This is a genomic window from Pseudomonas sp. D8002 (assembly GCF_013385695.1).
Classification (GTDB): Bacteria; Pseudomonadota; Gammaproteobacteria; order Pseudomonadales; family Pseudomonadaceae; genus Aquipseudomonas.
On record NZ_JACAPM010000004.1, the window covers coordinates 135816 to 148067 of the forward strand.

At 61.3% G+C, this 12252-nt stretch carries 9 protein-coding genes; 8 read left to right on the forward strand and 1 reads right to left on the reverse strand.

The annotated features are described in order from the left end of the window. Nucleotides 1-39: 39 nt before the first annotated feature. The 6 genes from HX807_RS01955 to HX807_RS01980 all read left to right on the forward strand — a co-directional run bounded on the left by HX807_RS01955 (nucleotide 40) and on the right by HX807_RS01980 (nucleotide 6720). Nucleotides 40-393 (forward strand): YceK/YidQ family lipoprotein, encoded by a 354-nt coding sequence (locus HX807_RS01955; RefSeq protein WP_008439144.1) that lies wholly within the window; start codon nucleotides 40-42, stop codon nucleotides 391-393. Nucleotides 394-547: 154 nt separating this feature from the next. Continuing rightward, nucleotides 548-2305: a carbamoyltransferase gene (locus HX807_RS01960; RefSeq protein ID WP_008439143.1), complete on the forward strand. Its 1758-nt coding sequence runs from the start codon at nucleotides 548-550 to the stop codon at nucleotides 2303-2305. Beyond that, a complete protein-coding gene (locus HX807_RS01965) occupies nucleotides 2306-3202 on the forward strand; it encodes a GNAT family N-acetyltransferase (protein ID WP_177036440.1) in 897 nt (298 codons plus the stop codon). Then, on the forward strand, nucleotides 3199-4605 hold the full coding sequence (locus tag HX807_RS01970) for a PIG-L deacetylase family protein (RefSeq protein ID WP_177049110.1): 1407 nt from the start codon (nucleotides 3199-3201) through the stop codon (nucleotides 4603-4605). The genes HX807_RS01965 and HX807_RS01970 overlap by 4 nt, the downstream gene beginning before the upstream one ends. Before the next feature lie 85 nt (nucleotides 4606-4690). Further along, entirely contained in the window at nucleotides 4691-5839 is a 1149-nt protein-coding gene (locus tag HX807_RS01975) for a glycosyltransferase family 4 protein (protein WP_134325632.1), read from the forward strand. Further along, a complete protein-coding gene (locus HX807_RS01980) occupies nucleotides 5836-6720 on the forward strand; it encodes a glycosyltransferase (RefSeq protein ID WP_003209477.1) in 885 nt (294 codons plus the stop codon). The genes HX807_RS01975 and HX807_RS01980 overlap by 4 nt, the downstream gene beginning before the upstream one ends. Before the next feature lie 66 nt (nucleotides 6721-6786). On the opposite strand, the gene HX807_RS01985 is transcribed toward HX807_RS01980, so the two are convergent. Continuing rightward, on the reverse strand, nucleotides 6787-8664 hold the full coding sequence (locus HX807_RS01985; RefSeq protein WP_102604280.1) for a bifunctional O-antigen ligase/aminoglycoside phosphotransferase family protein: 1878 nt from the start codon (nucleotides 8662-8664) through the stop codon (nucleotides 6787-6789). Between the two features lie 159 nt (nucleotides 8665-8823). Here HX807_RS01985 and msbA point away from each other — a divergent pair, with 159 nt between their 5' ends. Then, complete coding sequence (msbA, locus tag HX807_RS01990) at nucleotides 8824-10629, forward strand: lipid A export permease/ATP-binding protein MsbA (protein ID WP_003209481.1); 1806 nt, start codon at nucleotides 8824-8826, stop codon at nucleotides 10627-10629. Nucleotides 10630-10783: 154 nt separating this feature from the next. Further along, a complete protein-coding gene (hldE, locus tag HX807_RS01995; RefSeq protein ID WP_003209486.1) occupies nucleotides 10784-12205 on the forward strand; it encodes a bifunctional D-glycero-beta-D-manno-heptose-7-phosphate kinase/D-glycero-beta-D-manno-heptose 1-phosphate adenylyltransferase HldE in 1422 nt (473 codons plus the stop codon). Nucleotides 12206-12252 lie beyond the last annotated feature (47 nt).

A 12252-nucleotide genomic window follows, 5' to 3' on the forward strand; every position in this document is an offset into this window, starting at 1 on the left:
GTTGTATGGGGCAGGGATGAATGCCCACACTTATGCCAAATGGAGTTGTCCGTGAGTCTTGCAACCAGAGTCCTTCTCGCCGCTGTACTGGTATCCACCACCGGTTGCGGCACCATCAACACGGTGTTTCGCCCGGACGCCGTTGCCAGCCAGAACCTCAAGGAATCGCGCAGTTATTGTGAAAACGTGCCGCGTATCTACAGTGGGGTGATCTACGGTTTCTGCACCTTGAACGGCGCGCCCGACACCACCAAAGAGCACACGCGCGATGCCTCCGGCTCCCTGCCGATCTTCGCCGCCGAGCTCGTGGCCTCCGGCTTGCTCGACACCCTCGTGCTGCCCTACACGGTCTACCGCCAGAACAGGGACGGCAGCATCGAGATTTTCCGCTAGGCCTGCAGTGACAACCGGTCGCCACAATCCCTAGATCATCCCGCGCCGTGTTTACGCTATAATCCCGCCCTTTAGCTGTTTCTCGCCCAGGCGGGAAGCACACTTTTTTCAGGCGTGACGCGCCTGCATGCAGACTAAAAGAGGCTAGACCCCTGTGGCATTGACGATTCTTGGCCTGTCCGGCGCCCTTAGCCATGATCCTTCCGCAGCCTTGTACATCGACGGCAAGCTGATCGCGGCCGCCGAAGAAGAGCGCTTCGTACGCGACAAACATGCAAAGAACCGCATGCCCTACGAGTCGGCGAAGTTCTGCCTGGAACAAGCCGGTATCAAGCCTTCCGACGTTGATGTGGTGGCGATTCCGTTCGCCCCCATCAGCCTGTTCGGCGAGGCCCGCTGGCACTACGCCAAGCGTTACTGGTACGCCCCGGACCGCGCCCTCGACGCGATCCTGATGGGCAACCGTCGCTACAAGCGCTATCGCAACAAGATCGTCTGGTGCCTGGAGCAACTGGGCTTCGATCCGAAGAAAATCAAGATCGAACCGGTTGAACACCACCTGGCTCACGCCTCCAGTGCCTACCATTGCTCGGGCTTCCAGGAGAAGACCGCGATCCTCGGGATCGACGGCAAGGGCGAGTACGCCACCACCTTCTTCGGCTACGGCGAAAACGGCAAGATCCACAAGATCAAGGAATTCTACGATCCGGACTCCCTCGGCGGCCTGTATGGCGCGATCACCGAGTTCCTCGGTTTCGAGATGCTCGACGGTGAGTTCAAGGTCATGGGCATGGCGCCGTATGGCGATGCCAGCAAGTACGATTTCTCGCGCCTGGCCTCCTTTGAAAACGGCGAGCTGGTGATCAACACCGACTACGCCAACGTCATCGGCCTGCGCCGCTACAAAGAGAAGGGCAAGGGTTTCTACTTCTCGCCAAAACTGATCGAGTGGCTGGGTCCGAAGCGCGAAGGCGATATCGCCGACGAGCCGTACATCCACTACGCGGCCAGCATGCAGGCGCTGTTCGAGAAGCTGGCGTTGCAGATGATCGACCATTACCTGGGCGACATCCTCAAAGACACCGGCAAGCTGGCGTTTGCCGGCGGCTGTGCGCTGAACGTCAAGCTGAACCAGAAGATCATTGCCCGCGACGACGTCAAGGAGCTGTTCGTGCAGCCGGCGTCCGGCGATGCCGGTACTGCGGTGGGTGCAGCCGCCTACGTGTCTCACGCCCGTGGCGTACCGGTTGAGAAGATGGAACACGTCTATCTCGGCCCGTCCTACAGCAACGAAGACGTGATCGCAGCGTGCGCCAAGCACGAGAGCAAGCCGGTCTGGCGCAAGATTGAAAACATGCCCAAGCGCATCGCCAGGATCATGGTCGACGGCAACCCGGTGGCCTGGTTCCAGGGCCGCATGGAGTTTGGCCCGCGTGCCCTGGGCGGTCGTTCGATCATCGGTTGCCCAAGCGCCACCGGCGTGGCTGACCGGATCAACCACCAGATAAAGTTCCGCGAGCGCTGGAGGCCTTTCTGCCCGTCGATGCTCGACACCGTTGCGCCACAGATGATCAAGGTCGATCACCCGGCGCCGTTCATGACCTTCACTTTTGAAGTGTCGGAAGAGTGGAAAACCCGCGTGCCGGAAGTGGTCCATGAAGATGGTACCTCCCGTGCCCAGGTGCTCAAGCGCGAATACAACCCGCGCTACTACGACATGATGAAAGAACTGGAAGTACTGACCGGCAATGGTGTGTCGCTGAACACCTCGCTCAACCGTCGTGGCGAAGCGATGATCTGCTCGCCGACCGACGCGCTGAACATGTTCTTCGGTTCCGACCTGCAGTACCTGATCATGGAAGACATCCTCGTGGTCAAGGACGGCGTGGACCCTTATGACGCCGTGGTCTAAATGCTGAACCGCTTCCAGGGCTGGCGTGAACGTGGCTGGACGCCTGTCGAGGCCGAGGTTTACGCCCAGGCCTGGCAGCGTTTTGGCGGCAGCGTGGCGACTCATCCGCAGATCGTCGAGCGGCTGGCGCACCTGGCGCAGATTCCGGTGCGCTACCTGGGCTGGGAGCAGGACGGTGAGCTGAAGGGCGCAATTGCTACCTGGGGGCGCGACCTGGCCCTGTCCAAGGACGTGCTCAAGCGCAAAGGCAAAAAAGGCCTGTTTGATCTGGGTAACGCCGAGATCATCCTGCCGATTGCCGCCGATGCGCAGGTGCCGTTGCGCCATCGCGCGCGTTATCTCTCTGCATTGAATGAAGGGCGCGTGAGCACCCTCAGGCCCCAGGCCGAGCAGTTGGCCATGGCGCGCACACCGGAAGAGCTGTCGAAGAAGTTTCGCTACAACCAGCGCCGCGAACTGCGTTTGCTGGAAGAGGCGGGCGGCGTGGTAAGGGCGGTCGGCGAGTTTTCCAGCAGCGAACTGGCGGCGATTTACTGCGACCTGTTCCAGCGGCGCTGGGGTTTCCCGGCGGCGGGTGCCGAGCGCTTGGCCGAGGTGCTGGAGTTGCTCAAGGAATTCCTGTTCGGCTCGGTGCTGTTTCTCAATGACGCTGCGATTGCCGTGCAACTGGTGTATCAGGTGCAGGCGCCGCAGTGGGTCAGCGCCGAATACGTCAACGGCGGTGTCGACCCTGAAACCAAGGCGTTCAGCCCCGGCAGCGTGCTGAGTTTCCTCAATACCCAAAGTGCCTGGGAGCAAGCGCGGGCGAGCGACAAGCCGCTGCGTTTCTCCTTCGGGCGTTCCGACCGTGAATACAAGGAGCGCTGGTGCAACCCGGTGCCGGTGTTCAGCGTATGAGTCGCAAACAGCAATTGCTCAAGCAGCACCGGCGCAACAAGCGTATTGCGCTGTTGGTGGGCCTGTTGCTGTTGGTGGCTGTCGGTGTGCTGGTGGCCTGGTGGTTGCCACTGGTGCTGGCCGTGGTGCTGTGGGCCGCACATGAGGCCTGGTTTGCCGATCATCTGTTCTACTCGCCGAAAGACGATTATGAGTACGCGTTTCCTGAAGGGAGCGAGTGCGCGGGCCTGCGTCTTGAAGCCGGGCGCCTGCTGTTGGACACGCCTCTGGTGGGCGATGAAACCCTGATCGTCGGGGTTGAACTCAAAAGCTCTTGGCTCGGGCGTTTTCTCGATCCTGCGGTGGAGTTATCGGGCCTGGATGCACCAGACCGGCAAGTCTTCGAGCGGGGGGTTGCAGGACGGCGCTACCTCAACCTGACAGGCATGGGCGAAGCGCTGGCCAGCGGTAAGCTGCGCTTGCGCGGGCGCTTCTGCCGGATCAAGGGGCAGCCGACGCTCTGGTTGTTCCGCCAACCGGACTACCGTCGCCAACGGGTGATGGTCATCGCGCCCCATGCCGACGATGCCGAACTGGCCGCTTTCAGCCTCTACAGCCAAGCCGATGAGAGCTGGATCGTCACCCTGACGGCGGGCGAAATCGAAGCCGATCACTATCAACAAATGGGCATGCCCAAGGCCGATGCCGCACGGCTTAAAGGCCGCCTGCGTGCCTGGGACAGCGTCACCGTGCCGCGTTGGGCGGGAGTACCCGAGGCGCAGTGCGTGCAGTTGGGCTACTTCTGCATGCAACTGCCGGCGATGCAGGCTGCGCCGGATCAGCCCCAGGCCTCCCGGGAAGCCCAGTTGGACGATACGCGGCTGTTTCGCCAGTTCAATGCCCTGGCCTTGCCCGGGGATGTGGACGGCGCCCCAACCTGGAATAACCTGATTGCCGACCTCCGAGCGCTGCTGCTCAAGGCGCGCCCGCAGGTGATCGTGTTGCCGACGCCGTTGCTGGATCCGCACCCGGATCACATCTGCGCCCACGCCGCGATCCTTGAGGCCCTGCAAGGCCTGGAGTGGCAACCGGGCACGTTGCTCGGCTACGCCAACCACCTGCATGATAACGATCGTTGGCCCATGGGTGATTCGGGCGCTGGCGTGGCCTTGCCGCCGCGTTTTGATGCCTCTCGTGAACTTGTGCCTTGCAGCTTGCCGCTGACGCTCAGCCAGCAGCAGGACAAGGCCATGGCCCTGGGCATGATGCACGACTTGCAGCCGCGGGCGCCGTTCAAGCGCCGCGTGCGCAGGTGGTTGCAGCAATTATTGGCGGGCCGTAGTCCATCGCCTTACGGAGAGAATGAGTTCTTCCGCAAGGCGGTGCGCCGTCATGAGTTGCTCTGGGTGTTGAAGCAGGATTGAGACCTTATTGAAGGCAGGCTTGCAGCGCCTGCCGCCCCTTTTCGCCGGGCTGCGCGCCCGCAGCCAGATTGCAGCATGGAGAGTTATGAAACCTCGTTTCAAGGTTTTGCAGTTACAGCCGGACTACAACGTCAAGACCCACGACTTCGCCGACCTCGGCGAGCAGATCGTCAAGGCCTTGCCGGCTGAACGTTTCGAGGTCACATCCGGGTTCCTCAGCGGCCGCCCGCTGCCCGGCCAGCCCCTGAGCGTGGCTGAGCACTCCCATTATTTCGAGTTGCCGGAAAAGTCCCTCAAGGGCATTCGTTTCGGCGCGATGTGGCAGATCTACAAATATTGCCGCGAGCAGAAATTCGACGTGGTCATCTGTAACCGCTTCAAGTCGGTGAACATGATGCTGTCGCTCAACCGCTGGTTGAAGATCCCCCTGTGCATCGGCATCTCCCACGGTTTTGGCGAGTACGCCCGGGGCTACCGTCGGCGCCAGACGCAGAAGTGGGTCAGCCCGGCGTGGCGATTCGTCGGGGTGTCGGCAGCGGTCAGGGATTACCTGGTGGACCTCAACTGCGGGTTCACCCGCGAAAACACCACCTTTGTCACCAATGCCATCGACATCCCCCAGGCCGAAGCCTTGCAGTTGCCACGGGATGAAGCGCGCGAGGCCCTGGGCCTGCCGCTGGATGCACGGATGATTGGCGCCCTGGGCCGCCTGGTGCCGATCAAGGGCCACACCCATTTGTTGCAAGCGTTCGCCACCCTCAAGGACAAATACCCTGAGGCCCAGGTGGGGATCATCGGCTCCGGCCGCGCCGAAGCAGACCTGCGCGCCGATATCGAGCGCCTGGGCCTGACCGGCCGTGCGCACCTGCTGGGCTTTCGCGAAGATGGCATGAAGTATGTGCGCGGTTTCGACATCTGGACCATGCCGTCGTTGTTCGAAGGCCTGGGCCTGGCGCTGCTGGAAGGCATGAGCGGCCATCTGCCGGTCATCGCCTCCAATGGCCCGGCGATGCTGCCGTTGGTGCAAGGTGCCGGCGGCCTCTCCCATGATCCGGGCAATGTCGAGCAGTTGGCGGCAGCACTGGACACTTACCTGGCGCTGAGCGACGAAGAGCTGCGTGCCAAGGGTGAGCAAGTGTTCCGCTACCTGGAAGAAAACCACACCCTGGACGAGTTCCGGCACAAGTATTTGAACCTGATCGAAACCGGTCTGCGTGAAGTAGGTAAAGCATGAGTCTGCAGCAACCCCTGGTCACTGTGATCATCGCCTCCTACAACCACGGGCCGTACATCGAGCAGAGCATTCTCAGTGTGCTCGGCCAGACCTACCCCAACATCGAGTTGCTGGTGGTAGACGATGGCTCCAGGGATGACAGCGTGGAGCGCATCCAGCGCTTGCAGGCCGAACACGGGTTTGATTTCCAGGTGCAGCAGAACCAGGGCCTGACCAATACCCTGAACGGTGCCATCGCTCGCGCCAAAGGCAGCCTGATCGCGCCATTCGGCTCCGATGACATCATGCTGCCCGAGCGCATCGCCACCCAGGTTGCCTACATGGAAGGCAAGCCGAAGGTGGGCATTTGCGCCGGCAATATCGAGTTGATTGATGGGGACGGCAAGCCATACCCGGAGAAGAAGCAGCGCCGCGACTTGCCGTTTCGCAGCCTGGATTTCGATGACCTGTTCCTCGATCGCAAGCCCTTTCCGCCGGCACCGACGCTGATGATCCGTCGGCAGGCGCTGGAAGAGGTCGGAGGGTTCGATCCGCTGATTCCGCTGGAAGACTTGCTGATCGAATTGAAGATCACCCACGCCGGGTACACCATCGACGTGTTGAGCGTGGTGATGGCGCGCTATCGCCAGCACGCGACCAACACCTACAAGAATCACCGCTACATGATCCAGAACATCCTCAAGACCTACGGGTTGTTCAGCGATCATCCAGCCTACGATCAGGTTCGCTACAACTTCCTGAACTCGATGTTCCTCAAGACTGCCGACCGTGACCGCCCACTGGCGCGGGAGATCCTCAAGCAGATTCCGTTGAAGTTCTGGGGTCGCAAGACCTTGCGTGGGTTGGTGCGGCTGTACCTGGCGCCGCAGCGCAGCTCATAGGGCTTCGGCCGGGCCATTGCGTTCACCGCAATGGCCCGGGGCCTGCAACCCCGGCGCTTCAAACCATCACTTGGCCGGGTTCGCTACCTGCGCAACCGGACGATTGAGCCTGGACACCTGGTCACGGATCTTCGCCGTGGCGCTTGGCGATGCTGCCGAAGCGTAGCCAGCGGCGAGTTGTTCAAAGTGGGTTTCGAACAACCAGTTGCGGTCCTGGGGATAACGCTGCATGTGCCGCAGGTTGCGCTGGCGCAGGGCGTTACGCAGCGGCGATGGGTAGATGCGCATGTCTGCCACGTCAATCAGGCCGAACTCGCCATCATCCATCAAAAGTACGTTGCCCAGGTGCAGGGAGCGGAAGTACACGCCGCGCTCGTGGAGCTGGGCCATGAACCGGCCGAAACGTTCGATCAGCGATTCCCGCAGGCTGCTGTCCAGGCTTTGCAGGGCCTGGCGCAGGGTCAGGCCGGGCAGCGGCTGATAACGTACGGCGCTGCTCGCATCCTTTAACTGATAGAGATTGAGGATGACCGGTGATGGAATCCCCAATGCACGCAGTTGCTCGCTGTTGCTGGCAAAGCGCTCCGAATAGGGATTGAAGCTGCCTGAGGTGTACCAGCGACGAGGGCGGAACAGCTTGAGGAAGCTGCCATCGTCCAGGCGCAGGACCTTGGGCCCGAGGCCATCGGCTTCGATCACGTGGGCGTTGGCGCACAGCTGTTCGAAGTCTTGCGATTTCAGGCGTTGAACCGGCATGCGCAGCAGGCTGCGGCGACGCTGGGCGATGCTCAGGCCGGCGATCAGTGCCAGCGGGATCCACAGCAGGAACCAGTGTTCTTTTGGCCGCGAGAGAATGCCGCCGCCTTCGGTCAGGCCGGCACCGATGCCATAGGCCAGCAAGGAGGAGGCCAGGATGAACAATGGCTGTGCACGTTCCTTGAGGCTTTTGTACAGGCCCCAGCCGAGCATGAAGGCCCACGGGATGAAGCCGATGATGCCGACGTAATACAGCACGCCGAGGGCAAAGCTGTGGGGTTCGCGCAGTTGATAGCCGTCGGCAATCGTCAGGTACAACTCTGAGTCGTAGCTGTGGCCGATCCAGGGGTGTTCGGCGATACGCGCGAGCGACATGCTCCAGAGTTCGAACCGGAACGAGCTGCCACGATTGGTGATCATTTCGGGATAGAACAGCAACAGCGCCGCAGCGCCCAGCGCCATACAGGCGATCAGCAGGGCCGAGCGCCGATTGCGACTGATGAAACTCATCCAGAGCACGGCGAGGACCAGTGCAACCATCGGTGTTCTCGAGCCGGTGGCCAGCACCGCCGCGGCCATGATTGCCAGTGCCGGAACGCTGAACCAGAGTACGTGAGCACGCTTGGTAGTCATGCACACGTACAGCCAGTAAACGCAGAAGAATCCGAATACGTGAGAGCTCAGCAGCGGATTATCAAGTGCCCCACGCCCGCCGATCATTCGCGTGCCATCCGAGATATGGGGAGCAAAAGCCACCAGGCTGCAGGCGCTCGATACAAGCGCAATCAGCGCGGCGCAGAAGAAGATCGGCTTGAACAGTTCGTTGCGGTAATGCAGCAACAGTCCGAAACCGGCAAACAACGTGAAGGTATTCGGTGGCCGCTTGAACAGGTCGGAGTCTGTCGTAGCCTCAGGGCTCCAGAGCAGGCTGGTGAGCGCCCAGCCCGAGAAAACCAGGAAGGCAATCGCCAGGGGCTCGCGCAATACCTGCTTGAATTCCGTCGGGCGCAGGCACAGCAGCAACAGTGTCGGCGCGGCGAATAGAAGGTAGTAAAACCTGTGCAGCACATTTCGATTGGTAACGAAGAACAGCGCACTCAGGAGCAGCAACAAGCCGATGGGCAGAATCCACAGACAGAGGAAGTCGAAAACGCGGTTTGAGCCATAGGTAAGGCGCTTGGATTGCATACAGAAAAGCCGTTCCAGTATAAAGAAAGCCAACCATACTAAAGTAGTGGCTATACAATGTCGCCCGTTGGATCCAACGGGGCCGCGGTTGTGCCGCGTGCAAGTACAACAGAGAAGCTGTGCTAAAGTCAGCCTCCTTTTTCAAAACCGCCGCGTGATATGACCGACTCCAGTCCGAGCGCAAGCCCTTCGAGCTTGAAAATATACTTCCGCCTGCTCAGCTACGTTAAGCCCTATGCCGGCTTGTTCGCGCTGAGTATCGTCGGCTTTCTGATTTTCGCTTCGACCCAGCCGATGCTGGGCTACATCCTCAAGTACTTTGTCGATGGCCTGTCCAACCCTGAAGCGGTGTTGTTCCCCACGGTGCCTTTCCTGCGTGACCTGCAACTGCTGCAGGCCGTGCCGTTGCTGATCATCCTGATCGCCGCGTGGCAGGGCCTCGGTTCGTTCCTGGGCAACTACCTGCTGGCCAAGGTTTCCCTGGGCCTGGTCCACGACCTGCGGGTGCAGTTGTTCAACAACCTGCTGACCCTGCCGAACCGCTATTTCGACAATCACAACTCCGGGCACCTGATCTCCCGCATCACCTTCAACGTGACCATGGTCACCGGTGCTGCGACCGATGCCATCAAGGTGGTGATTCGCGAAGGCATGACGGTGATCTTCCTGTTCGCCTCGCTGCTGTTCATGAACTGGCGGCTGACCCTGGTGATGATCGCCATCCTGCCGTTGATTGCCGTGATGGTCAGCACCGCAAGCAAGAAATTCCGCAAGCAGAGCAAGAAGATCCAGGTTGCGATGGGTGACGTCACCCACGTTGCCTCGGAAACCATCCAGGGCTACCGCGTGGTGCGCAGCTTCGGCGGTGAGGTGTATGAGCAGAAGCGCTTCCTCAAGGCGAGCCTGAGCAACACCAACAAGCAACTGCGCATGACCCGCACCGGCGCGATCTATACGCCGGCGCTGCAACTGGTGATCTACAGCGCCATGGCAGTGTTGATGTTCCTGGTCCTGTACCTTCGCGGTGATGCGTCGGCGGGTGACATGGTCGCCTACATCACGTTGGCCGGCCTGTTGCCCAAGCCAATCCGCCAGCTGTCCGAAGTCAGCTCGACCATCCAGAAAGGCGTGGCCGGTGCCGAAAGTATTTTCGAGCAGTTGGACGAAGACGTGGAAATCGATCGCGGCACCATCGAGCGCGACAAGGTCAGCGGCCGCCTGGAAGTGCGCAACCTGAACTTCACCTACCCGGGCACCGAGCGTCATGTGCTCAAGGACATCACTTTTACCGCAGAGCCCGGGCAGATGGTTGCCCTGGTGGGGCGTTCGGGTAGCGGCAAGTCGACACTGGCCAGCCTGATCCCGCGTTTCTACCACCATGAGAGCGGTGAGATCCTGCTCGACGGCGTGGAAATCGAAGACTATCGCCTGCTCAACCTGCGTCGGCACATCGCCCAGGTGACCCAGCATGTGACCCTGTTCAGCGACACGGTGACCAACAACATCGCCTACGGTGACCTGGCCGGCGCACCGCGGGCCGATGTCGAGGCGGCAGCGGCCGATGCCTATGCCAAGGACTTCATCGACCAGTTGCCCAAGGGCTTCGACACCCAGGTCGGCGAAAACGGCGTGCTGCTGTCCGGCGGCCAGCGCCAGCGCCTGGCAATCGCCCGGGCCTTGCTCAAGAACGCGCCATTGCTGATCCTCGACGAGGCCACCTCGGCGCTGGACACCGAATCGGAGCGCCATATCCAGGCCGCCCTGGACAAGGTCATGCAAGGCCGCACGACCCTGGTGATCGCTCACCGCCTGTCGACCATCGAGAAAGCCGACCTGATCCTGGTGATGGACGATGGCCGGATAGTCGAGCGCGGTACCCACGGCGAATTGCTGGCGCAAAACGGTTACTACGCCCGGCTGCATGCCATGGGCCTGGACGCGCCGATCCCGGCCGACATCACCTGATCTGCAGGAGCCGGCTTGTCGGCGATGGCCACCGCGGTTGCACTGAAAAACCGCGGTGGCCGCATCGCCGGCAAGCCGGCTCCTACATTGCACAAGCCTTTGACAACCCTGTGGTAATATCGCGCCCCTGTTCATTTTGTATGTGGGTTGCTCCATGAAGTTGTCCATGCCGCGATTCGATCAAGCCCCTGTCTTGGTGGTCGGCGATGTCATGCTCGACCGTTACTGGCATGGCGGTACCTCACGGATTTCCCCTGAGGCACCGGTACCGGTAGTCAAGGTCGAGCAAATCGAAGACCGTCCAGGTGGCGCTGCCAACGTTGCCCTCAATATTGCCGCCCTCGGCGCCCCGGCATCCCTCGTGGGTGTGACCGGCGACGACGAGGCTGCCGACAGCCTGGCCAACAGCCTGAAGGGTGCGGGTGTGCGTGCGCTGTTCCAGCGCATTCCCCACCAGCCGACCATCGTCAAGCTGCGGGTCATGAGTCGGCACCAGCAATTGCTGCGTATCGATTTTGAAGAACCCTTCGCCACCGACGCCCTGGTGCTCAGCGCCCAGGTCGACGAGATGCTCGAAGGTATCAAGGTGCTGGTGCTGTCCGACTACGGGAAAGGCGCCTTGAAAAACCATCAGGTACTGATCCAGGCCGCCAAGGCCCGGGGCATTCCGGTGCTGGCAGATCCCAAGGGCAAGGACTTCTCGATTTATCGGGGCGCCAGCCTGATCACGCCGAACCTCAGCGAATTTGAAACCATCGTCGGCGGTTGCGTCGATGAGCACGAGCTGGTGACCAAGGGCGCCCAACTCATGGCCGACCTCGACCTGGGTGCCTTGCTGGTGACCCGTGGCGAACACGGCATGACCTTGCTGCGTCCCGATCACCCGGCCATGCACCTGCCGGCGCGGGCCCGTGAAGTGTTCGACGTGACCGGTGCCGGTGATACCGTGATTTCCACCCTGGCCGCGGCAATTGCGGCGGGCGAGGAATTGCCCCATGCGGTGGCCCTGGCCAACCTGGCAGCAGGTATCGTGGTCGGCAAGCTCGGTACGGCGGCCATCAGTGCCCCTGAGCTGCGCCGCGCCATCCAGCGATCCGAAGGCTCGGAGCGCGGCGTGTTGAGCCTTGAGCAACTGTTGCTGGCGATTGACGATGCCCGTGCCCATAACGAGAGCATTGTCTTCACCAACGGTTGCTTCGACATCCTCCACGCCGGTCACGTGACCTATCTGGAGCAGGCGCGGGCCCAGGGCGATCGCTTGATCGTGGCAGTCAACGATGATGCGTCGGTCAGCCGCCTCAAGGGGCCAGGCCGGCCGATCAACAGTGTCGACCGTCGCATGGCGGTGCTGGCAGGTTTGGGGGCGGTGGACTGGGTGATCAGCTTTGCCGAGGCGACCCCGGAAAACCTGCTGGCCCAGGTCAAGCCCGACGTGCTGGTCAAGGGCGGTGATTATTCCGTCGACCAGGTGGTGGGTGCCGATATCGTCAGTGCCTACGGTGGCAAGGTCAAAGTGCTGGGGTTGGTGGAAAACAGCTCGACCACGGCGATTGTCGAGAAGATCCGCAATAACTGATGGTGGGAGCGGGTTCGTGTGGGAGCGGGCTTGCTCGCGAAAGCGGT

What these genes read in the sequence shown, in the direction of transcription:
- HX807_RS01955 (WP_008439144.1), top strand. Translation starts at nt 40, where the DNA reads ATGGAGTTGTCCGTGAGTCTTGCAACCAGAGTCCTTCTCGCCGCTGTA.
- HX807_RS01965 (WP_177036440.1), top strand. Translation starts at nt 2,306, where the DNA reads ATGCTGAACCGCTTCCAGGGCTGGCGTGAACGTGGCTGGACGCCTGTC.
- HX807_RS01970 (WP_177049110.1), top strand. Translation starts at nt 3,199, where the DNA reads ATGAGTCGCAAACAGCAATTGCTCAAGCAGCACCGGCGCAACAAGCGT.
- HX807_RS01975 (WP_134325632.1), top strand. Translation starts at nt 4,691, where the DNA reads ATGAAACCTCGTTTCAAGGTTTTGCAGTTACAGCCGGACTACAACGTC.
- HX807_RS01980 (WP_003209477.1), top strand. Translation starts at nt 5,836, where the DNA reads ATGAGTCTGCAGCAACCCCTGGTCACTGTGATCATCGCCTCCTACAAC.
- HX807_RS01985 (WP_102604280.1), bottom strand. Translation starts at nt 8,664, where the DNA reads ATGCAATCCAAGCGCCTTACCTATGGCTCAAACCGCGTTTTCGACTTC.
- msbA (WP_003209481.1), top strand. Translation starts at nt 8,824, where the DNA reads ATGACCGACTCCAGTCCGAGCGCAAGCCCTTCGAGCTTGAAAATATAC.
- hldE (WP_003209486.1), top strand. Translation starts at nt 10,784, where the DNA reads ATGAAGTTGTCCATGCCGCGATTCGATCAAGCCCCTGTCTTGGTGGTC.